The sequence below is a fragment of the Prauserella alba genome (genome assembly GCF_024171735.1).
Classification (GTDB): domain Bacteria; phylum Actinomycetota; class Actinomycetes; order Mycobacteriales; family Pseudonocardiaceae; genus Prauserella; species Prauserella alba.
Genome location: NZ_JAMTCH010000008.1, coordinates 113,885 through 134,650 on the forward strand (window position 1 = coordinate 113,885; position 20,766 = coordinate 134,650).

The following is a 20,766-nucleotide window of genomic DNA, read 5'->3' on the forward strand; positions in this document are numbered from 1 at the left end:
GCGCCGCTCGATGCGCCGCGCAGGGTCATGCGCCGGTGAGGCCGTCGACGATGGCCTCGGTGTTGGCGCGCATCATGGCGAGGTAGGTCGGTGCGCCCCCGTCGGAACCGGTGAGCGATTCCGAGTACAACGACCGCACCTGCACGTCGACGCCGGCACGGTCGGCGAGCACCTGCGCGAGCCGGTCCGGCTGCGACGAATCCGCGAAGATCGCCCGCACCCCGGCCTCACGCACCGTGCCTGCCAGGTCTTCGAGGTCCGAAGCGCTGGGTGAGGCGAGTGTCGTACCGCTGGGGATCACCGCTCCCAGCACGGTGAAGTCGTACCGCTGCGCGAGGTATCCGAAGACGTGGTGGTTCGTGACCAGCGTGCGCTGCCCGTCGGGGATACGGTCGAACTGCCCGTTCATCCACCCGTCCAGTTCGTCCAGCTTCGCCAGGTACGCGGCCGCGTTGTCCCGGACCGCCTGTTCGTCGACGCCGTCCACATCGGACACGATGCGGTCGCGGATGTGTTCCACGGCGGTGCGCATCCGCTGCGGATCGGTCCAGAAATGCGGATCGGCCTCGCCGCCGGATTCGCCACCGGAGAAACGGACGGGTTCGACCTGCTCGGCCACTGCCGTCGCGGGGACACCCGCCTCGACCGCTGCGTCGACGTTGCGCTGCACTCCCTCTTCCAGCCCGAGTCCGTTGTGGACGAGCAGGCCGGCCTGTTCCACGATGGCCGACTCCCTGGCCGAGATCGCGAACGAGTGCGGATCGGCACCGGGCTGCATGAGCACCGTCACGTCGGCCTCGTCGCCCGCGATCTCACGCGTGACGTCACCGAGGATGTTGGTCGTCACCACGATGCCGCCGTCGCCCGCACCCGCGGCCGAACAGCCGCCCAGCGCCAGTGCGCCCACCGACAGCAGCGAGGTCAGCACGGCCGCGAGCCGGCCTCTGCGCCCCGCGCTCATCGACCGGCCTCCACGAGCTGCGACGGCGTGACGTCGAGGTCGAACGTGCGGGCGACGCGCAGGTCGTCGTGGTAGTCGATCTCGTGCACCGTCGAGGTGGCGGGATCGTTGACGTAGGCGCGGTTCGTGTCGGCCGTGATCGTGACCCCGTCGGGTACGCCGTCGGCCCCGCGGTCGAGCAGTGGCGCCGTCGCGGTCTCCTCACCGGTCTCCGCGTCGTAGGCGTGCAACACGCCGTCCTCGGTCAGCACCAGCAACGGTCCGTCGGCTCCGGTGGCCGTCACGGCGGCGGCAGGTCCGCTCTCGGCGAGCGTCCAGGTGCCCTCACCGGTGTCGAGGCTCCACGCGCCCTGCTTGCCCGCGACGGCACCGACGGTCTCCGAGCCCGGCCGCTGGTGGAACGCCCCGGCCTCGGGGCCGCCCTCGGGGTACGGGACGTGTTCGCCGGTGAACTCACCGTCGTCCTCCCCGACCAGCACGGCGCCGTCGTCGCAACCGAACACGACGCCACGGGTGGTCACAGCCGCGCGGGTGGGGTCGCCGCACGTCGCGTCGATGTCGCCGACCCGGCCGCCGTCGCGTTCCCGTACCGCGAGACCGTCACCGCCGGCCACCACGAGGTGCTGTTCGAACGGCACGGCGAGGCCGTCGATCGTCTCGCGCTCGTCGATCTCGCCCGCTTCGAGCTTCTCCCGGTCGAGCACCACCGTGGTGCCGTCCTCGCGGGCCAGCGCGGTGACGTCGCTGTCCGACCACGCCCCCGTGACCGTGCCGTCGACGACGCCCGCGCCTCCGGGCCGCGTGCGGTAGTAGTGGTTGTGGTCGCCGTGTTCGACGGTCCAGGCGCCGCTGTCGACCACCCGCGTCCGGCCGCCGCCGGAGAGGAAGGCGAACCGGCCGTCGGTGACGGCGCCGGTCACCCTGTCACCACCCGGCAGGTCGGTCACGTCCTCGGTCAGCAGGTCGACGACCCGCACGCCCCGCCCGTCGCCCTCGGCGGCCACCAGCCGCAGTTGGGGTTCGGTGGCCTCCTCGGCGCCTTCGACGTAGCCGTGGGGCGTGGTGGAGTCCTGCGGCCGGGCGGTCTCGGCGTTCCCGCCGCAGGCGGCCAGCGTTATTCCACAGAGGACTGTGGTGAGCGCGGTCGCGGCTCGCGGCCGGATCGCTGTTGTTGTCACGTGCCGTGTCACGGTGTCCTTTCCGGAGCGGATTCGGGGGGAACGGCGCGCTCCGCGCTGCGGCGCGGGCGCATCCGGGAGAACGATGCGGAGAGGCCGAACAGCGCCACGGCGACGAGCGCGATCGTGGCGCCCGCGGCGGTTCCCGCATGCCAGGAGACGAGCAGTCCGATGATCGTCGCCGCACTGCCGAGCAGTACCGCGCCCAGCATGACCAGCGGAATCCGGTCGGCCCAGAACATGGCGGCTGCGGGAGGAGCGACCAGCAGGCCGACGACCAGCAGCGTGCCGACGACGTGGAGCGACGACACGATCGCCAGCGTCAGCAACAGCAGCAGTGCGCCGTGTGCCAGGCGCGGGCGAAGGCCGAGGGTGGTCGCCGTGCGCCGGTCGACGCTCAGGGCGACGAACGCCCGGTGCCCGCCCGCGCACACGACGACGGCGAGCGCCAGTGCCGCGACGAGTTGCAGCAGGTCCTGCGACCGCACGGCCAGCACGTCGCCGAAGAGGATGCTGGTGAGATCCACCGCGAACGAGTCCGCCTGCGACACGATGATGACGCCTGCGGCGAGCATGGCGACGAACAGCAGGCCGATCGCGGTGTCCTGGGTGAACCGCCGTGACCGGCCGAGCACGGTGACGCCGCAGGCCATCGCGACGGCACTCAACGCCCCGCCGAGCATCAGGTTTCCGCCGGTCAGAGAGGCCACCGCGACCCCGGGCAACATGCCGTGCGCCATCGCCTCGCCGAGGAAGGCCATGCCGCGCACGACGACCCACGTGCCGGCCAGGGCACAGATCGCCGAGACGAGGATCCCTCCCCACATCGCCCGCTGGACGAACGAGACCTCGAACGGCGCGATCAACCACTCCACACGCGGTAGCCTAAACTGAAAACGAATTTCATTTCAATGAAATACCCGCAGTGCCCGAGGAGAGCCATGACACAGACGAGCGAGACCGGTGCCGCACCCGGAGGACGCCGCGCACCGGACTCCGACGTCCGACCGGACCCTGCGTCGCCGTCCGAACCCGGCGCGACGGCACGCGCGCCGACGGGGGTCGCCCTCGACGACGTCTCCGCCGGCTACGACGGCACACCCGTGCTGCACGGCGTGACCGCACACATCCCCCACGGGGCCGTCACCGCGATCGTCGGCCCCAACGGCGCCGGGAAGTCCACAATGGTCGGTGTGATCGCCGGGGTGATCCGGCCCGACTCCGGCACCGTGACGATGCCCGCCGCCACCAGGCCCGCACTCGTCGTCCAGCACTCCGGCCTGCCCGAACAGCTTCCGGTCACCGTGCGGGACGTCGTGCGCATGGGCCGCTGGGCCCACCGCGGACCGTGGCGCAGGCTCCGCCGGGACGACCACCGGCTCGTCGAGGACGCACTCGGCCACCTCGGTATCGCCCACCTCGCCCGGCGGCGCCTCAGTACCCTCTCCGGCGGGCAACGCCAGCGCGCGCTCGTCGCGCAAGGACTCGTACAGCACTCCGACGTCTTGCTGCTCGACGAACCGGCCGCCGGGTTGGACGTCGCCGCCCAGGACACGATCGCGGCGGCGCTCCGCAAGGCAGCCGGCGACGGCACCGCCGCCGTCCACGTGACCCACGACCTCGCCGAGGCCGATCGCGCCGACCACTGCGTCCTGATCACCGGCGGCCGCGTCCTCGCCGAGGGCAGTCCCACCGACGTGCTGACCCACGAGGCCGTCGACCACGCCTGGGGCCTCGACCGCTACCGCGGCAGGTGATGCACCCGCGGCACCGGCACCCGCTGCCACGTCCTCACCTGAGGTGCCCGGCCGCAACAGATGTCGGCGCGGCGCCACGCCGGGGAGTTCCGGCCACGACGGCGGACGCGGCCACCAACGCGAGGGTCATCAGGACGAAGGCGGCCCTGTCGGTGCCGTACGCGGCGGTCGCCGTGGACGCCGCCGCGAGGCCGGCGGCGCCGCCGAACTGCTTCGAGGTGTTCATCAGGCCGGACGCGGCACCGGCATGGCCTGCTCGGACGCCGGTGGTGACAACGGTGGCCAACGGCGTGTTCAACAGTCCCCCGCCGATGCCGATCACGACGCTCGGAACCAGGAAGGAGACGGCGAAGGGGCCGCGGGTCACCAGCGCGAACCAGACCAGTCCGGGCACGGCGATCGCGGCGCCGGCCACGACGAGAATCCGCGGGGCGTACCGGCTCATCAGGCGCGGCGCGACCCAGAGGTTGACGGCGAGCGTCGCCACGATCAGCGGAACGAAGGCCATACCGGCCTGAATCGGCGTGTACCCGAGCTGGGTCTGCATGCGGTAGGTGAGGAAGAACCACAGTCCCATCTGGAAACAGGATGCCGTCAGCGCGGTCGCGACGTTGCCGGCCACGATGGTCCGGTCCCGCAGCAGCGCGCTCGGCACCAGGGGGTGACGGCTGCGCCGCTGCTGCACCACGAGCAGTGCCAGCAGTACGCAGGCACCACCGCCGGCCACGGCGGGCAGCATCCCGGCCGCCGGGTCGCCCGCCGACGACAGTGCGTAGGCCGCGCCCGTGAAGGCGCCGGTGGCCAGCCCGGCGCCGGCGAGCCCGATCCGCCCGCCACGGCGTTCGTCGACGCTCCGCCGGTGCAGGACAGCGGCGGCGACCACGACGACGGCACCGATGGGCAGGTTGATCAGCAGGGTGAGCCGCCACGAGATCAGATCGGTGAGCACCCCGCTGACGACGTTGCCGAGGCCACCTCCCGCGAGGCCGACGCCGGTCCAGATCGCGATCGCGCGCGTGCGGCCCGGCCCCTCGGCGTGCGTGACCGTCAGGAGCGTGAAGGTGGCAGGCGAGACGACGGCGGCGGCGAGACCCTGCGCGGCCCGCGCGAGGACGAGTACCCAGCCCTCGGTGGCGAGGCCGCCGATCGTGCCCGCCAGCGCGAAGGCACCGGCACCCCAGGCCAGCATCCGTGCGGTGCCGACAACGTCGGCCAGCCTCGCGCCGACCAGCAGCACCCCGGCGAAGCCGAGGCCGTAGGCCATCGCCACCCACGATGCCGCGACCCTGCCGAGACCGAGTTCGGCCTGGACCGACGGCAGCGCGATGTTCACCACGGAGACGTCCAGCACGACGGACAGCTGGGCCAGGCAGGACGTCCACAGACCGAGTCGCCGCACCGCAGCATCCACCACCTTGTCTGATACAGCTGTATCAACGAATGATACGAATGTATCAAGACCGAACGGGAGGAAGGCCGCGGATGCCCGAGAGCCGACGCAGGGACGAGATCATGAGCGCGGTCGAGCGCCTCCTCGCGCGGGGCGGCGTCGACGCGGTGACCATGCGCGCCGTGGCCACCGAGGCCGGCGTGTCACTCCGGCTCGTCCAGTACTACGGCCGGACCAAGGACGACCTGCTCGGTGCCACCCTCGACCGGCTCGCCGATCGCAGCATCGAGCGGTGGCGCAACCGTTCCGCGCACCCCGATTCCACCGGCCCGGCCGTCGACCGCATCCGCGAGTTTCTCCGCGAGGCCCTGCCCACGGACGAGCCGAGCAGGGGTTTTCACCGGGTCGGCGTCTCCCTCGAGGCCCTCGCGATCACCCGACCGGGCGCGGCGGGGCGTGCCTACCAGCGACACCTCGACGGTCTCGCCGACCACCTCGCCGACACTCTCCGCTCCGGTACCCACCTGGAGGCGACCTCCGCACGATTGCTCGCACTCGAAGTCATGGCCCTCGCCCACGGGCTGGGGACGCTCCTGATGGCCGGACGGATCGACCGGCGGGACGCCGAATCCCAGACGGAGGACTACCTGGAACGACTCCGCCCGCGGCTGTCGTCGTGACGGCCCCACTCGCCGGCACATCTGGTGCCACGTCGCGCAGGTATGTACGCTGTGCGCCCGGCTGTTCAGTATGCGTACGAACGTGACCGAGGAGGGTCGCATGACCACGGCCGACGGCGACGGAGCGGCTGCGCCGCCCGCTCCACCTCCGCACCGGTTCGAACGCCCTCCCCGTCCGCTGCCGAACAGACACACGCTCCGCCGGGACGTCGGTGCGGGATACGCCACCAACGGTCTCGTCGGCATGGTGTTCGCCGCCACGGGACCCATCGCGGTGATCATGTCCGTCGGGGTCTCCGGCGGCCTGTCCACCACCCAGCTCTCGTCGTGGATCTTCGGGATCTTCTTCCTCAACGGCCTGCTGACCCTGCTCGCATCGTGGCTGTACCGCCAGCCGCTCGCGTTCTTCTGGACCATCCCCGGCACCGTCGTGGTCGGCGACTCCCTCGATCACCTCACGTGGGCCGAAGTGCTGGGCGCGTTCGTCGTCACGGCGCTGCTGATCCTGCTCGTCGGGCTCACCGGCTGGGTACGTCGCGTGATGGCGGCGCTGCCGATGCCGATCGTCATGGCGATGGTCGCGGGCGTCTTCCTGCAGTTCGGCCTCGATCTCGTCGGCGCCTTCGGCGTCGACCCGGGTGTCGCCGTGCCGATGGTGGCCGTGTTCCTGCTGCTCAGCGTGGTGACCGGTCTCGGGAAGTGCATCCCGCCGATCCTCGGCGCGCTCCTCGCGGGCGTCGCGGCCGTCGCACTCTCCGGCCGGTTCGACCCCGCGGGCGACACGGCGTGGCTGGCCCAGCCGATGCTGCAGGCACCGCAGTGGTCCTGGCAGGCGATCCTCGAACTCGTCGTTCCGCTGGCCCTCACCGTGCTGGTGGTGCAGAACGGGCAGGGCATCGCCGTCCTCAAGCAGGCCGGTCACGAACCGCCGGTCAACGTCGCCACGGTGGCCTGCGGCCTGTGGTCCCTGCCCGCCGCCGCGGTCGGTGCGGTGTCCACGTGCCTGACCGGGCCCACGAACGCGCTGCTCACCGCGTCCGGGCGACGACAACGCCACTACATCGCGGGCATGGTGTGCGGCGTGCTCGCCATGCTCGTCGGCCTGCTCGCACCGGCGTTCGTGCAGCTCATGCTGGCCACCCCGGAGGCGTTCATCGCCGTCCTCGGCGGCCTCGCCATGCTGCGCGCACTCCAAGGGGCGTTCGTGAGCGCCTTCGGCGGCCGGTTCAGTCTCGGCGCCCTCGTCGCCTTCGTCGTGACCGTTTCCGACGTCGCCCCGCTGAACATCAGCGCCGCGTTCTGGGGACTGATCGCCGGGCTCGCGGTCTCGGCGCTCATGGAACGCGGCGACATCACCACCCGCCGCACAGCCTGACGGGCACCGGTGCCCGGAGGCCCGCCGCCGGGCGCCCCGTCAGTCCTGCTCGGTGCCCGGCTGTTGGGCGAGGAACTGCTCGAACTCGGTCGCCAACTCGTCCCCGGTCGGCATCTCGGCGTCACCCACCAACAGGTTGTCGGCCGACGACGTGAACGCGTCGTACTGCTCCTCGAGCGAGTGCACCACGCTCGCCGCCTCGTCCGAATCCTTGACCTGGCGTTCGACCTCGACCTCGGCGCGCCGGGCGGCCTCGCGCAACGCGTCGTCCGGCAACCGCAGGCCCGCGACCTTCTGCACGGCGTCGAGGAGCGTCAGCGCCGCCACCGGATAGCGCGACTGCGACAGGTAGTGCGGCACGTGCGCGGCGAACCCCGCCGCGTCGTGGCCCGCCTGCCCCAGGCGGAACTCGAGCAGCGCCTCCGCACTGCCCGGCACCTGAGCGCGGTTGAACGTGGGGCTGAACTGGCGCACCAGCTCCGTCCGGGTCGCGTGCGCCGTGACCCCGAGCGGACGCGTGTGCGGCACACCCATCGGGATCCCCTGGAACTGCACGCTCAGCCGGACCTTCCACCGCTCGATCAGCCTGCGCACCGCCTCGGCGAACAGCTCCCACTCACGATCCGGCTCGGGGCCGGTGAGCAGCAACATCGGCGTCTCGTCCGCGTCGTGCAGGAGGCGCACCGTCAGCTCCGGCGCCTGGTAGTCGGCCCAGCCGTCGCCGTCCCACGTCATCGCCGGCCTGCGCGACCGGTAGTCGATGAGCCGGTCGACGTCGAAGCGCGCCACCACCGGACCGTCGAACGTCTCGGTGAGGTGTTCGCTCAGCAGTTCGCCCGCGTTGCCCGCGTCGACGTAACCGTCCAGGTGGTACAGCAGGACCGCACCGTCGAGCACCGGCACGTCGGAATCGACCACGTACAACTCGTCCGCATCGGCCATGTCGCCACCTCCTCCTCGGCCATCGCGTCGCTGTCCGCACCGCCCGGCCGTGTCGAGGCGGGGCGCGCACCAGCCGCGATGGGTGGTTGCCGGCGCCCCACTGCGCCCGTCGCTACCGTTGCTTCTTCGGCTTCTTCTCCCTCACCCGTACGTTGATCCGCACCGGTGAGCCGTGGAACCCGAACCGCTCCCGGAACTTGCGCTCAACGAACCGGCGGTAGCCGGCCTCGAGGAAGCCCGTCGTGAACAACACCAGAGTAGGCGGGCGGATTCCCGCCTGGGTCGCGAAAAGCACCTTCGGCTGTTTACCGCCGCGTACCGGAGGGGGCGTCGCCGCGACCAGATCCGACAGCCAGCTGTTCAGCTGGCCGGTCGGGACCCGCTGATCCCACGAGGCGAGCGACGTCCGCAGCGCCGGCGCGAGCTTGCGCACCGCGCGCCCGGTCAAGGCCGACACGTTGACCCGTTCGGCCCACGGCACCCGCACCAGGCCGCGGTCGATCTCCCGTTCCAGCTGATGCCTGCGGTCGTCGTCGACCAGGTCCCACTTGTTGAAGGCGAGCACGAGCGCGCGGCCCGCCTCCGAGACCATCGTGATGATCCGCAGGTCCTGTTCGGACAGTGGCTCGCTCGCGTCGAGCAGCACGATCACCACTTCGGCCGCGTCGATCGCCGTCTTGGTCCGCAGCGACGCGTAGTACTCCATGCCACTGGCCGTCTGGACACGCTTGCGCAGCCCCGCGGTGTCGACGAACCGCCAGTCCTGCCCGTCGAGTTCCACGAGCGAGTCGACCGGATCGACCGTCGTACCGGCCACATCGTCCACAACGGATCGTTGCTCACCGGTGATCTTGTTCAGCAGGCTCGACTTCCCGACGTTGGGCTTGCCGACCAGCGCCACCCGCCGCGGGCCCGCGACCGGTGCTCGCCGTTCCCGCGGCGCCTCCGGCAGCGCCTCGAGAATCGTGTCGAGCAGATCGCCGGAGCTGCGTCCGTGCAGTGCGCTCACCGGATGCGGCTCGCCGAGCCCCAACGACCACAGCGACGCCGTCTCGGCGATCAGCCGCTGGTCGTCGACCTTGTTCGCCGCCAGGATCACCGGGCGTTTCGACCGGCGCAACACCTTCGCGACGGCTTCGTCCGTGGCGCTGGCCCCGACGGTCGCGTCGACCACGAGCAACACCGCATCCGATGTGGACATCGCCAGTTCGGCCTGCTCGGTCACCGAACGCTGCAGGCCGTCGGCGTCCGGTTCCCAGCCGCCGGTGTCGACGAGCGTGAACCGCCTGCCGCCCCACAGGGCGTCGTAGGCCACCCGGTCGCGCGTCACCCCCGGCACGTCCTGCACGACCGCCTCCCGGCGGCCCAGAATCCGGTTGACCAGCGTCGACTTGCCCACGTTCGGCCTGCCGACCACGGCCAGCACGGGTTGCGCGCCCACGACCCCGCCGTCGTCGCTTCCCGACTGGGCCCCCAGCTCGTCGAGGCGGGCGAACTCGGCCTCGTCGGACCAGGTGCCGTCGACCTCGCCGGAGGCCGTGCCGTCTGCTTCGGTCATCGCTACTGTTTCTCTTCCCTGTCGCTGTGCCTGGTCGCGTCGACGCGGGAGACCAGGTCGGCGAGCGTCCCGCGGATGTGTTCGGTGGCGTCGGCCAGCCCGCTGCGGCCGCGGCCGACCTCCAGTGTGAACGGTTCCCCCGCGACGACGTCCACCGCGGGGCGCAGCCGTCTGCGCTGCAGTTCCGGCGGGCGCAGCGTGCCACGCACCGCCACGGGCTGCACCACCGCACCGGAGTTGCGCACCAGCCACGCCGCACCGTGATGTGCCGAGGTCACCTCGCCCCTGCCGCGAGTGCCCTCGGGAAAGACTCCCACGAGCCCGCCGCCGGCCAGCACGCCGGTCGCCGTCGTCAGTGCCGTCCGGTCCGGCGCTCCCCTGGTCACCGGGACCTGCCCGATCCGCCGCAGCCACGGTCCCGCCGTCGCGTCGAACATCTCGTCCTTGACCAGGAACACCGATCGCCGCGGAAGCAGACCGAACAACAGCTGCGGTTCGATCATCGTGCTGTGGTTGGCCACGAGCACCACAGGGCCGGTGCGCGGCACCCGCTCCATACCCGTGACTCGCAAGCGGTACGCGGGCCGGTACAGGTTACGGGCGATCGTCCGGCCGAGGTCGTGCAACCACGGCACGGCACCGTCCGGCAACTCGCCGGATCCCGCCGGTCCGCTCACCGGCACGGCTCGACCACGTCCTCGTCGAGCAGTCCCCGCGTGCTCGCCAGTTCGGTCAGTGCCACGAGCACCTGTTCGATCGACAGGTCGGACGTGTCGAACTCGACCGCGTCCTCGGCCGGCCGCAACGGCGAGGACACCCTGCTCGAGTCGAGCCGGTCGCGGCGTTCCACCGACGCCAGCACGGCGGCCTGGTCGGTCTCCCTCCCCGCGGCGGTGTCCTGGGCACCCCTGCGGGCCGCCCGGACCTCCGCCGACGCGGTGAGGAACACCTTCAACGGCGCGTCCGGCGCCACGACGGTGCCGATGTCGCGGCCGTCGACAACGACGCCGCCCGCTTCCCGCGCCACCTCCTCGATGAGGGTCCGCTGCCGCTGCACCAGCAACTCGCGCACCTCCGGCACGGCGGACACGGCCGAGACAGCGGCGTCGACCCGGGGCGTCCGGATCGTCTCTCCGACGTCCGTGCCGTCGAGCCGCGCACCCGGCGTGGCCGGATCGGTGGCCACCTCGCACCGCACCGCCCTCGCGAGCGCCGCCACGGCGTCCGCGTCCAGCGGGTCGACGCCCGCGTCGAGGACCGCCAGTGTCACCACGCGGTACATCGCACCCGTGTCGAGGTACCCGGCGCCCAGTTTGGCCGCCAGTTTCCGCGCCACCGTGGTCTTACCCGTCCCCGACGGCCCGTCGAGGGCGACCACGCCGCGTAGGGCTCCCGTCACCGACGTCTCCTCGCTACTCGCTTGCGTCCGCGCACCAGTGGGGACCGGTCACCCGCGCCGGCCCGTGCCGCCCTCGCAGGCGCACCACGGTCCGTGCGACGCCGCGTCCCGCCCGCGTGCCGCGCTGTGCTGCCGTCCCATTCTGCCCGGTCGTCACTCCCGCCCGGCACGCAGGCGCTGGGAGAGCTCGTCGACCACGAGTGTCGAACGGTCGACGCCGCCGGTCCGGTAGGCGGCCCGCCCGAACAGCTGCGACAGCACGGGCGCGGTGATGACCTGGAACAGCCCCGCGAGCACAAGGCCGACCGCGAAGTGCGGTTCGAGGCGCACCGCCGTGCCCGCGAGGATGAGCAGCAGCCCGAGTGTCTGCGGCTTCGTCGCCGCCTGCAGCCTGCTCAGCGTGTCCGGCAGCCGCACCATGCCCCACGCCCCGATCACGCAGAACAGCGCCCCCGAGACGAGGAGCACCGCACTGATCCAGTCCCGCACGCTCATCGGTACTCCTCCCTGCGCTCCACGAGCCGCACCACCGAGATCGTGCCCACGAACCCGAGCAGCGCGACCGCCACGATCAGGGCGATGTAGATGCCACGGGAGGACATCGCCATGCCCACCGCCGTGCCCGCGACGATCAACACCACCAGCACGTCCACGGCGAGGATCCGGTCGAGGGTGCGCGGGCCGCGCACGATGCGCAGCAACGTCAGCAGGCCTGCCAGCCCGAGCAGGCCGAACGTGATCGCGAATACGATGGTCATCGGCCCTCCCGCCGGTTCTCGTCGAAGTCACCGGGGTCGTCCCCGCCGTCACGGTCGTGGTCGTTCTCCCGGGTTGCGGCCCCGTGGAACTCGGCGTCACCGGACTCAGCGCCGCGGGACTGGGCCTCCGACGCGGCGACCGCCTCGATAGGGGACGGCCGTTGGGGCTTGCGAACCGCCGAGCGGTCCCGCTGCCGTTTGGCCTCCTGGGCACGGCTTCGCGCCGCAGGTGCCTCCGTCTCGTCGCCGAACGCCCACACGGCGACGCGCTGCATGTCGATCACGTCGTCGTATGCCTTGTGGGCATCCTCGGCGGTACGCACCCCGCTCGCGTACACGTACCAGATACCGCCGGGCCGGTCGATCTGCAGCACGAACTTGCCCGGCGCGAGCGACACGACATTCGCGGCCGAGGCGATGATGTGGTCGACGTCGGACAGCACCGGAACCGCGATGATCGCCGCCGACACCTTGGCCGAGTTCCGGACGGTGTCCGCGACGAACCGCAGCGCCGAGCCGAACAGGTCGGCCAGGACGTACACGGTCAGCACGACCAGCCGCCACGGCCTACGGAAGATGTTCCATCGGTGCGACGGCAACGGGAACAGTACGAGAACGAGGAGCGCAACGACGAGGCCGTACACCGCCGTCGCCACGTCGAACGTGCCCCACAGCAGCATCCAGACGACGACGAGCCAGATCACCAGTGAGGGCGCGACGCGGGTTCCGTGCGTGCTGCGCCTCGACATCAGCCGTCCCCCTCACCGAGCACGGCGGAGCGGTAGCCCTCGTCGTGCAGCAGGTCGTTGGCGGCGCGCTCGCTCATGTCTGCGAGGGGACCGGCGAACACGGCGATCAGCACGCTGATCAGGACGAGGCCGCCGGTCGCACCGAGCATGGCCGTCGAGGTCGAGCCCGTTCCCACCGTCACGTCGTCGTTCGGATCGTCGTCGGGCAACGGTTCGGCCGGGGGGCCCCAGAACGCGCCGACCCAGATCTTCGTGACCGCGTACAGCGTCAGCAGGCTCGTCACGACGGCGCCGGCGGTCACGGCGATCGCCATCGGAGTGCCGACCTCCGCACCCGCCTGCAGGAGGGCGATCTTGGCCACGAACCCGGAGAACGGCGGAAGGCCGGCCAGGCTCATCGCTGGAATCGCGAACAGCACCGCCACCAGTGGATAACCCCTGGCGACCCCGGACATCGCCTGCAACGACACGGTGCCGGTGTGCCGCGTCACGAGACCACTGACCAGGAACAACGCGCCCTGCACGGTGATGTGGTGCACGACGTAGAGGATCACACCGGCCAGCCCGATCACGGTGAACAGCGCCAGGCCGAACAGCATGTATCCGATGTGGCTGACGAGCAGGAACGACAGCATACGGTTGAGGTCGTTCTGCGCGATCGCTCCCAGTGCTCCGACGAGCATCGTCACGAGCGCCACACCGAGTAATACGGCCCAGCTGTCCTCGTGCACGAACACGAGCGTCTGCGTACGGATCAGCGCGTACACGCCGACCTTCGTCAGCAGTGCCGCGAACACGGCGGTGATCGGCGCGGGTGCCGTCGGATAGCTGTCGGGCAACCAGAAGTGCAGCGGCACGATTGCCGCCTTGATACCGAAGACGATGACGATGAACAGCGCGAGGCTCGACTGCACCCCCGCGGGCAGTGCCGCTATCTTGTCCGGCATCGCTGCGAGGTTGACCGTGCCCGTCGCCGTGTACACCAGGGCGATCATCGTGATGAACAGCAGCGACGACGTGAGGCTGACGATCACGTACGTCATGCTCGGCCGGACTCGCTGGGCGGTGACTCGCCGGGTGATCAGCACGTACGACGCGCCGAGCATCATCTCGAACGCGACGAACAGGTTGAACAGGTCGCCGGTCAGGTAGGCCAGGGACACGCCAGCGCACAGCACCAGGTACATCGGGTGGAACGCGGTCGAGGCTGTTGTCCGCCCGAAGTCGGTGATGCGCTGGCCGACCGAGAAGATCAGCACGGCGAGCGTGACGAGCGCGGAGACCAGCAGCAACAACGACGACAGCCGGTCGGCGACGAGGGTGATCCCGAACGGCGGACCGTACCCGCCCAGGCGCAGGACAACCGGCCCTTCGCTGTCGGCACGCACGAGCAGTACCGCGGCGACCGCGGCGATGACGGTCAGCACCACGACGCCCATCAGTCGCTGCACGCGTGGAGAGCGGCCCGCGACCAGTGAGAGTGCCGCCGCCAACAACGGCAGCAACACGGGAAGTGCGACGAGGAAGGTCATCGGAGCCGGGCCTCCTCGTCGTCTTCACCGGGCCGGCTCTCCGGTGCCTCCGGCGCCTCGAAGCCGGCGACCCGCTCACTCTCGGGCGTTTCCTCCTCGACCTCCCGGGCGGCACGTTCGGCCGCGGCGATACGGCGGTCCTCGACGTCGTCCTGAACCTCGTCGTGGCCGAGGAGCGCCCACGACCGGTAGGCCAGCGCGAGCAGGAACGTCGTGAGCGCGAAGGTGATCACGATCGCCGTGAGCGCGAGCGCCTGCGGGAGCGGGTCGACCATCGCCTCGAGCACGGCGGTGCCCGCGAACGTCGGCTCACCGGGCGGGCCGCCCGCCACCTGCAGGAACAGATTCGCCCCGTGGCCGAGAATTACGATGCCCAGGATCACACGCATCAACGAGCGCTGCATGAGCAGGTAGAAACCGATGGAGTAGAGGCCGGCGAGAGTCACGGCCATGGTGATGTTGATGGTCACGACCACCTCACCCTCTCTCCTCCTCGAGCTCCTCGTCGTCGACACCGGGGCCGCCGACCTCCGTGCCCGCACCGATGGTGCGCAGCAGATCCACGACGACACCGATGATCAGCAGATAGACGCCGAGATCGAGTAGCAGGTTCGACGTGATCTTGAGCTCGCCCAGGACGGGCAGGTGCAGCTTCCAGACCGCCGATGCGAGCACGGGGTCGCCGAGCAGGACCGGTGCGAGTGCGGTGAGCACGGCGATGGCCAGGCCGGTGCCGATGACCACGGGAGGACGCACCCGCACCATCATCGACAGCTCGGCACTGCCGCCGGCGACATAGCGGAGCACGAACGCCAGCGCCGCGACCAATCCACCGCTGAAGCCTCCGCCCGCGTTGTTGTGCCCGGCGAGCAGCAGATACACGGAGAACACGAGCACCGTCGGGAACAGGACCCGGGCCAGGACCTCGAGCAACATCGACCGTGGCCACGAGTAGGCGTCCTGCTCGGTCATCAGCCAGCGCTCGCGGGGCGTGTCCCATTCCGTCCACGGCACAGGCTTACGTGCGTCGTCAGGGCGATCGCTCACGACCTCACCTCCGGCGCCTCACCCGCGGTGTCGTCTGCGGCACCGGAACCCCCGGTTGCGGGGCGCTCGCCGGAGCCCCCGCGTCTCCGCGACCTCGCCAGGATGAGACTGGCCCCGCCGGTGGCCGCCACTGCCAGCACGGTGATCTCACCGATCGTGTCGAAAGCGCGGAAGTCGACGATGATCGCGTTGACCACATTCGTCGCGCCCGTCTCGTCCTCGGCACGCTCGATGTACTGTCGGCTCGCCTCCGGCATGCCCTCGGTGTAGCCCGAGTACAGCACTGCGAGCACCGCCACGAACGTGCCCGCGGTTCCGGCGATGGCCGCCTTCACCCAACGGCCGTGCACGTACGCCTTGTCCTCGCTGAAGCGGGGCGGGAAGCGGCGGATGACGAACACGAACACGACGAGCGTGAGCGTCTCCACCAGAAACTGCGCCAGCGCGAGGTCGGCACCACCGTCGACGACGAACCACGCGCCGATTCCGTATCCGACGACACCCGCGAGCAGCACCGCGGTGAGCCGACGTCGGGCCAGCAAGGAGGTGCCGGCGGCGATGAGCACCAGCAACGTGATCGGGACCTGGAGCCAGTTGTCGAACAGCCGCAGCTCCCCGAACCCGACGTCGCCCGCGACCAGCCCTGCGCCGGGGACGACGACGAGCGTGGTGAGGATGACGCCCAGGTACACCGGTAGGGAACCGACCTGGATACGACCGGTGACACCCCGTGCCAGGGCCTCGAGACCGTCGATCGACCTGCCGTACCAGCTCTGCGCACGCAGTGGCGCGGGAATGTGTCCGCCGAGCCGCTGCACACCGGCATAGCGGTGCACGAGGACACCGGCGACGACGATGCCGACGCTGATCATCAGCGCGGGTGTGATGCCGTGCCACAACGCCAGGTGATATCCCGGGTCACTGCCGTAACGGTCGGCGTAGCCTGCCTCGATCGGCTCGATCACGTCCGGCACGATCGCGAGGGCGAGTCCGGCGAGTGAGGGAACAGCCACCATGCCGGTCATGATGCGTCCGCACGGCACGGGAGCCGACGGAGCCATGTCGGGTTTGGTGCCGAACGCGCCGCGGAGAAAACGCAGGCTGTAGACCACCGTCAGTACGGAACCGACCGCGACACCGACGCCCACGACACGGTCGACGGTGCCACCTTCGAACAGCGCCTCGAGCGCGACCTCCTTGCCGATGAAACCCAGCAGCGGCGGCAGGCCGGCCATGGACAGCAGAGCGAACGTCGCCAAGGTCGTGAGCACCCGCCACTGCCTGCCGAGACCGGACAGCTCCCGGATGTCCCGAGTGCCCGCACGTTTGTCGATGATGCCCACGGTCAGGAACAGCGCGGATTTGAACAGGCCGTGCGCAAGGATCAGCGTGCCCGCCGCGAGCGCCGACATCCAGGTGCCGGATCCGAGCATGACCATGAGGAAACCGAGCTGGCTGATCGTGCCGTAGGCCAACAGCGTCTTGAGATCGTACTGGCGCAGCGCGCGGAACCCGCCGAGCAGCATCGTCCACAGCCCGCACACGACGATGGGAATCCACCACGCGGGATGGTCGGCGAACGCCGGCGAGAACCGGGCGACGAGGTACACACCCGCCTTCACCATCGCGGCCGCGTGCAGGTACGCACTGACCGGTGTCGGCGCGACCATCGCACTCGGCAGCCACGGGTGGAAGGGCACCTGCGCGGACTTGGTCAGCGCACCGAGCAGGACCAGCATGAGTGCCGCGGTCACGATGCCACCCGACGGTGGGGCGGCCAGGATCTCCGAGATCCGCATCGTGCCCGCGGCGGTGCCCAGGAGGATCAGTCCGAGCAGCATCGCCAACCCGCCGAGAGTCGTCACCAGCAGCGCCTGCGTCGCGGAGGTGCGCAGTCGTTTCGCGACACCGTCCCCGCCGACGAGCAGGAACGAGCACACCGTGGTGAGCTCCCAGAACAGGTACAGCGAGATGACGTCGTCCGCCAGGACCAGTCCGAGCATCGCGCCGGCGAACGTCACCAGCAGCGCCGAGTCCCGCGCAGCTGTCCGGTGATCGCCGGGCTTGGCGTACCGGGAGTAGTAGACGAGCACGACGGCACCGATGCCGCTGATCAGCAGGATCAGCAACAGGGACAGTTCGTCGAGGCGGGCAGTGAACTCGAGGCCGATGACGGGCGCCCAGGCCAGTGTCTCCAGCGGCGGAGCACCACTGACGGCCTCACCACCCCTGAACAGTGCGTAGACCAGGGTTGCAGCCGGCGCCAGGGCGCCGACGACGAAGGCCGCTCTGCCGTAGCGGCGGGCGATCAGCGGCACGACCGCGGCGACTGCGAAGTGCGCCAAGATCGCCACCAGCACCCGGTTTCACCGCCCTCGCTCGACCCGCCGTACCCACATCCTACGAAGTGGGTGATCACTCCGCGCGACCGGCCGAAATGGACTGCCGATGCATTCGCCGACGCATCGGCCGGTGCGTCGGCACCGTCCGCGAGGACCGTCCCCGCTCCGCGAGGGTTACGGTGGAGGCGTGAACGTCGAAGTGACTCCACTGCCGGGCATCGGTGTCCGGAAGGAATTCGTCGCGGGCAACGGCCGCCGAGTCGGCGTCGTCAGCCACCGCGACGGCACGACCGACCTCATCGTCTCCAAGTCGGACGACCCCGACGCGTGCCAGGCGTCGCTGCCGCTGACGCCCGACGAGGCCGGTGCGCTGGCGAACCTGCTCGGGGCACCACAGCTGGTCGCGCAGCTCACGGAGGAACACAAGGAGCTGCCCGGCATCAGTACGCGCCAGCTGACCATCAAGTCCGCGTCGCCCTACGACGGCCGGTCGCTGGCCGACACCGAGATCCGCACCCGGACGGGCGTGTCCGTCGTCGCGGTGATGCGCGCGGGCCAGATCCATCCGTCCCCCACTCCGGACTTCGTGTTCACGGCGGGAGACCTCGTCGTGGCCGTCGGCACGGCGGAGGGACTCGACGCGGCGACGAAGATCCTCCACCAGGGGTGACGGCCCGCCGTGGACCACACCGCACTCGCTCTCATCGAGCTCGGCGCGGTCTTCTTCCTGCTCGGCGCCCTCGGTAGGGTCGCACAGCGGATCGGCATGTCACCGATCCCGCTGTACCTGGTGGGCGGGCTGTTCTTCGGTGAGGGCGGCGTCATCGAGCTGGGCGACATCGGCCAGTTCACGCACCTGGCCAGCGAGATCGGCGTCGTGCTGCTGTTGCTGCTACTGGGGCTCGAGTACTCGGCGGCCGAACTCGTCGGCGGGATGAAACGCTCCTGGCTGGCGGGCGTCGTCGACATCGTGGCCAACGCGGCGCCGGGCGCGGTGGTCGCGCTGCTGCTGGGGTGGGGCCCGATCGGCGCACTCGTGCTCGCCGGTGTCACCTACATCTCCTCGTCCGGCATCATCGCCAAGGTCCTCGGCGACCTGGGACGGCTCGGTAACCGCGAAACCCCGGTCGTGCTGTCGATCCTGGTGTTCGAGGACCTGGCGATGGCGGTGTACCTGCCGATCCTGACCGCGGTCCTCGGCGGGGTGAGCCTGCTGGGCGGCCTGACGGCCGTGGGTGTCTCGTTGCTGGTCATCTCGGTGGTGCTGGTGATCGCGATCAGGTACGGGCGGTTCGTGTCGGCGATCGTGGACAGTGACGACCGCGAGGTCTTCCTGCTCCGCGTCTTCGGCGCCGCACTGCTGGTGGCGGGGTTGGCACAGGCACTGCAGGTGTCGGCGGCCGTGGGCGCGTTCCTGCTCGGCATCGCCATCTCGGGGTCGACCGCGGAGAACGCCACCCGGCTGCTGGAACCGCTGCGCGACCTGTTCGCGGCCGTGTTCTTCGTCGTGTTCGGGCTGAACACCGATCCCGCGTCGATCCCGCCGGTGCTGGCCTGGGCCGTCGTGCTCGCGGCGGTGACGACGATGACGAAGATCGGCACCGGGTGGTGGGCAGCGCGGCGCTCCGGAGTCGGCAGGCTCGGCCGGGCACGAGCGGGTGCGGCACTCGTGGCTCGCGGGGAGTTCTCCATCGTCATCGCCGGGCTCGCGGTGAGCGCGGGCGCCGTCGAGGGCGAGCTCGCCGCACTCGCCACGGCGTACGTGCTGCTGATGGCGATCCTCGGCCCCACAGCGGCCCGCGTCGTCGAGCCGGTGGCCCGGCGCCTGCAGCCACGTCCGGCGACGACCGGTTCGTGACCCGCATCCGTCCCCGGCTCAGCGTGCCGCGCGGATGATCGCGCGGCCTGCGGCCAAGAGCGTCTGCGCCCGTGTCTCGCCGGAGCCGCCCAGGTCGCCGTGGACCATCGCCCCGTCACGCAGCATCATCAGCTGCTCGGGAACGGCCGGGTCGGTGACGCCGAGCTCGCCCAGCTGCTCCTGCAGCAGCCCGGCGAACCACGCGCGGTGGGCGGCCACGGCCCGTCGCACGACGTGCTCCGGGTCCGCGTACTCGGCGGCGGCGTTGATGTACGGGCAGCCGCGGAACCCGGGAGCACAGCTGACGGCCGCGAGCTGCTGTGCCAACGCGGTGAGCAGGCCCTCCGGGTCGCCCGCGTGCCGCACGCGGAGCACCTCGACCGCTTCGCGCTCGACGGACGCGCGCAGTTCGAGGTAGGCGACGACCAGGTCGTCCTTCGTCGGGAAGTGCCGGTAGAACGTCACCTTGCTCACGCTCGCGGCGGCGATGATCCGGTCGGCGCTGACGGCGCGGATGCCCTCGGCGTAGAACAACTCGTCCGCCACGTCCAGGATCCGATCCCGCACCGGCAGCTGCGCTCGCCCCGGCGCCGCTCCCGCGGCCCGTCGCTCGCTCGTTCGCGGCGCCATCGGTATTCCTCCCGTCATACGGTCCTCCCGCCGGCCGCGCGCAGCGCGTGACCAGCGGTCCCGTTCGATGTACCGTCGTAGACGTACTAGTTAGTCTACATCAGGTCGAAGCTCTATATCGGGCCAAGGCGAGGAGGAGAACCCCATGTCAGACGCCGTGTACACCGCGATCGCCACATCCACGGGAGACGGCAGGCGTGGCGGCAGGGCCGCCACGAACGACGAGGCACTCGATGTCACGCTCGCGGTCCCCACGGAGATGGGCGGTGCGGGCGACGGCACGAACCCGGAACAACTGTTCGCGGCCGGCTGGGCGGCCTGCTTCCATTCCGCGTTGAAGGCGGTGGCTGCCGAACGCAAGACGACGATCAGCGACTCGGCGGTGATCGCCGAGGTGCAGCTGCGGTCCCAGGACGGCGGCGGGTTCGGTCTCGCCACGGACCTGCACGTCGAACTGTCGGGCGTCGATCAGGCCACCGCCGATGAGTTGACCGAGGCCGCCCACGCGCTGTGCCCCTACTCCAACGCCACGCGCGGCAACATTCCGGTGACCGTCGAGGCCACCGTCGCCTGAACGACCGCCGGCACGGCGACGCGGCCCCGCACGTGG

22 protein-coding genes are annotated in these 20,766 nt (G+C 70.7%); 6 read left to right on the forward strand and 16 right to left on the reverse strand.

The window, feature by feature from the left end:
- Window positions 1-25: 25 nt before the first annotated feature.
- Genes aztC through aztB form a run of 3 tightly spaced genes read right to left on the reverse strand, consistent with a single transcriptional unit; the run spans window position 26 to window position 3,014 of the window.
- Window positions 26-961, reverse strand: a complete 936-nt coding sequence (aztC, locus tag LY12_RS24190) for a zinc ABC transporter substrate-binding protein AztC (protein ID WP_253859774.1) — start codon at window positions 959-961, stop codon at window positions 26-28.
- Complete coding sequence (locus LY12_RS24195; RefSeq protein ID WP_253859775.1) at window positions 958-2,139, reverse strand: hypothetical protein; 1,182 nt, start codon at window positions 2,137-2,139, stop codon at window positions 958-960. Before LY12_RS24195 ends, aztC begins: the two co-directional genes overlap by 4 nt.
- A gap of 8 nt (window positions 2,140-2,147) precedes the next feature.
- A complete protein-coding gene (aztB, locus tag LY12_RS24200; protein ID WP_253859776.1) occupies window positions 2,148-3,014 on the reverse strand; it encodes a zinc ABC transporter permease AztB in 867 nt (288 codons plus the stop codon).
- A 66-nt stretch (window positions 3,015-3,080) separates the two neighbouring features.
- Here aztB and aztA point away from each other — a divergent pair, with 66 nt between their 5' ends.
- The gene (gene aztA / locus LY12_RS24205) at window positions 3,081-3,896 is read left to right on the forward strand and encodes a zinc ABC transporter ATP-binding protein AztA (RefSeq protein WP_253859777.1); all 816 of its coding nucleotides are present in this window, start codon (window positions 3,081-3,083) and stop codon (window positions 3,894-3,896) included.
- 34 nt (window positions 3,897-3,930) lie between these two features.
- On the opposite strand, the gene LY12_RS24210 is transcribed toward aztA, so the two are convergent.
- Window positions 3,931-5,295 (reverse strand): MFS transporter, encoded by a 1,365-nt coding sequence (locus LY12_RS24210; RefSeq protein ID WP_253859778.1) that lies wholly within the window; start codon window positions 5,293-5,295, stop codon window positions 3,931-3,933.
- 83 nt (window positions 5,296-5,378) lie between these two features.
- Here LY12_RS24210 and LY12_RS24215 point away from each other — a divergent pair, with 83 nt between their 5' ends.
- Complete coding sequence (locus LY12_RS24215; protein WP_253859779.1) at window positions 5,379-5,966, forward strand: TetR/AcrR family transcriptional regulator; 588 nt, start codon at window positions 5,379-5,381, stop codon at window positions 5,964-5,966.
- A gap of 100 nt (window positions 5,967-6,066) precedes the next feature.
- Complete coding sequence (locus tag LY12_RS24220; protein ID WP_253859780.1) at window positions 6,067-7,341, forward strand: benzoate/H(+) symporter BenE family transporter; 1,275 nt, start codon at window positions 6,067-6,069, stop codon at window positions 7,339-7,341.
- Between the two features lie 39 nt (window positions 7,342-7,380).
- Here LY12_RS24220 and LY12_RS24225 read toward each other — a convergent pair whose 3' ends face one another.
- The 11 genes from LY12_RS24225 to mbhE all read right to left on the reverse strand — a co-directional run bounded on the left by LY12_RS24225 (window position 7,381) and on the right by mbhE (window position 17,686).
- Window positions 7,381-8,283, reverse strand: coding sequence for a proteasome assembly chaperone family protein (locus tag LY12_RS24225; protein ID WP_253859781.1), 903 nt, complete (start codon window positions 8,281-8,283; stop codon window positions 7,381-7,383).
- A gap of 112 nt (window positions 8,284-8,395) precedes the next feature.
- Complete coding sequence (der, locus tag LY12_RS24230) at window positions 8,396-9,841, reverse strand: ribosome biogenesis GTPase Der (protein ID WP_253859782.1); 1,446 nt, start codon at window positions 9,839-9,841, stop codon at window positions 8,396-8,398.
- Between the two features lie 2 nt (window positions 9,842-9,843).
- Window positions 9,844-10,524, reverse strand: coding sequence for a lysophospholipid acyltransferase family protein (locus tag LY12_RS24235; RefSeq protein ID WP_372493626.1), 681 nt, complete (start codon window positions 10,522-10,524; stop codon window positions 9,844-9,846).
- A complete protein-coding gene (gene cmk, locus LY12_RS24240) occupies window positions 10,515-11,219 on the reverse strand; it encodes a (d)CMP kinase (RefSeq protein ID WP_253859816.1) in 705 nt (234 codons plus the stop codon). Before cmk ends, LY12_RS24235 begins: the two co-directional genes overlap by 10 nt.
- Before the next feature lie 174 nt (window positions 11,220-11,393).
- Window positions 11,394-11,735 (reverse strand): monovalent cation/H(+) antiporter subunit G, encoded by a 342-nt coding sequence (gene mnhG / locus LY12_RS24245; protein ID WP_253859784.1) that lies wholly within the window; start codon window positions 11,733-11,735, stop codon window positions 11,394-11,396.
- On the reverse strand, window positions 11,732-11,998 hold the full coding sequence (locus LY12_RS24250; RefSeq protein WP_253859785.1) for an MrpF/PhaF family protein: 267 nt from the start codon (window positions 11,996-11,998) through the stop codon (window positions 11,732-11,734). The genes mnhG and LY12_RS24250 overlap by 4 nt, the downstream gene beginning before the upstream one ends.
- Complete coding sequence (locus LY12_RS24255; RefSeq protein WP_253859786.1) at window positions 11,995-12,747, reverse strand: Na+/H+ antiporter subunit E; 753 nt, start codon at window positions 12,745-12,747, stop codon at window positions 11,995-11,997. The genes LY12_RS24250 and LY12_RS24255 overlap by 4 nt, the downstream gene beginning before the upstream one ends.
- Window positions 12,747-14,279 (reverse strand): Na+/H+ antiporter subunit D, encoded by a 1,533-nt coding sequence (locus tag LY12_RS24260; protein ID WP_253859787.1) that lies wholly within the window; start codon window positions 14,277-14,279, stop codon window positions 12,747-12,749. The genes LY12_RS24255 and LY12_RS24260 overlap by 1 nt, the downstream gene beginning before the upstream one ends.
- A complete protein-coding gene (locus LY12_RS24265; protein WP_253859788.1) occupies window positions 14,276-14,749 on the reverse strand; it encodes a Na(+)/H(+) antiporter subunit C in 474 nt (157 codons plus the stop codon). The genes LY12_RS24260 and LY12_RS24265 overlap by 4 nt, the downstream gene beginning before the upstream one ends.
- A gap of 7 nt (window positions 14,750-14,756) precedes the next feature.
- Window positions 14,757-15,326, reverse strand: a complete 570-nt coding sequence (locus LY12_RS24270) for an MnhB domain-containing protein (protein WP_372493627.1) — start codon at window positions 15,324-15,326, stop codon at window positions 14,757-14,759.
- The gene (mbhE, locus tag LY12_RS24275) at window positions 15,323-17,686 is read right to left on the reverse strand and encodes a hydrogen gas-evolving membrane-bound hydrogenase subunit E (RefSeq protein WP_253859789.1); all 2,364 of its coding nucleotides are present in this window, start codon (window positions 17,684-17,686) and stop codon (window positions 15,323-15,325) included. The genes LY12_RS24270 and mbhE overlap by 4 nt, the downstream gene beginning before the upstream one ends.
- A 169-nt stretch (window positions 17,687-17,855) precedes the next feature.
- Between mbhE and LY12_RS24280 the strand changes: the two genes are divergently transcribed.
- Window positions 17,856-18,338, forward strand: coding sequence for a cation:proton antiporter regulatory subunit (locus LY12_RS24280; protein WP_253859790.1), 483 nt, complete (start codon window positions 17,856-17,858; stop codon window positions 18,336-18,338).
- Between the two features lie 9 nt (window positions 18,339-18,347).
- Window positions 18,348-19,526 carry a cation:proton antiporter gene (locus tag LY12_RS24285; RefSeq protein WP_253859791.1) on the forward strand — a complete coding sequence of 393 codons (1,179 nt, stop codon included), beginning with the start codon at window positions 18,348-18,350 and terminating at the stop codon, window positions 19,524-19,526.
- A gap of 18 nt (window positions 19,527-19,544) precedes the next feature.
- Here the strand turns inward: LY12_RS24285 and LY12_RS24290 are convergent, their stop codons facing one another.
- The gene (locus tag LY12_RS24290; protein WP_253859792.1) at window positions 19,545-20,156 is read right to left on the reverse strand and encodes a TetR/AcrR family transcriptional regulator; all 612 of its coding nucleotides are present in this window, start codon (window positions 20,154-20,156) and stop codon (window positions 19,545-19,547) included.
- Between the two features lie 145 nt (window positions 20,157-20,301).
- Between LY12_RS24290 and LY12_RS24295 the strand changes: the two genes are divergently transcribed.
- Complete coding sequence (locus tag LY12_RS24295; RefSeq protein ID WP_253859793.1) at window positions 20,302-20,730, forward strand: organic hydroperoxide resistance protein; 429 nt, start codon at window positions 20,302-20,304, stop codon at window positions 20,728-20,730.
- Window positions 20,731-20,766: the final 36 nt, after the last annotated feature.

Coding starts and splice junctions, on each gene's coding strand:
- der (WP_253859782.1), bottom strand. CDS start 9,841: ATGACCGAAGCAGACGGCACGGCCTCCGGCGAGGTCGACGGCACCTGG.
- LY12_RS24255 (WP_253859786.1), bottom strand. CDS start 12,747: ATGTCGAGGCGCAGCACGCACGGAACCCGCGTCGCGCCCTCACTGGTG.
- mnhG (WP_253859784.1), bottom strand. CDS start 11,735: ATGAGCGTGCGGGACTGGATCAGTGCGGTGCTCCTCGTCTCGGGGGCG.
- LY12_RS24260 (WP_253859787.1), bottom strand. CDS start 14,279: ATGACCTTCCTCGTCGCACTTCCCGTGTTGCTGCCGTTGTTGGCGGCG.
- LY12_RS24225 (WP_253859781.1), bottom strand. CDS start 8,283: ATGGCCGATGCGGACGAGTTGTACGTGGTCGATTCCGACGTGCCGGTG.
- aztA (WP_253859777.1), top strand. CDS start 3,081: ATGACACAGACGAGCGAGACCGGTGCCGCACCCGGAGGACGCCGCGCA.
- LY12_RS24220 (WP_253859780.1), top strand. CDS start 6,067: ATGACCACGGCCGACGGCGACGGAGCGGCTGCGCCGCCCGCTCCACCT.
- LY12_RS24250 (WP_253859785.1), bottom strand. CDS start 11,998: ATGACCATCGTATTCGCGATCACGTTCGGCCTGCTCGGGCTGGCAGGC.
- LY12_RS24215 (WP_253859779.1), top strand. CDS start 5,379: ATGCCCGAGAGCCGACGCAGGGACGAGATCATGAGCGCGGTCGAGCGC.
- LY12_RS24295 (WP_253859793.1), top strand. CDS start 20,302: ATGTCAGACGCCGTGTACACCGCGATCGCCACATCCACGGGAGACGGC.
- LY12_RS24290 (WP_253859792.1), bottom strand. CDS start 20,156: ATGGCGCCGCGAACGAGCGAGCGACGGGCCGCGGGAGCGGCGCCGGGG.
- aztC (WP_253859774.1), bottom strand. CDS start 961: ATGAGCGCGGGGCGCAGAGGCCGGCTCGCGGCCGTGCTGACCTCGCTG.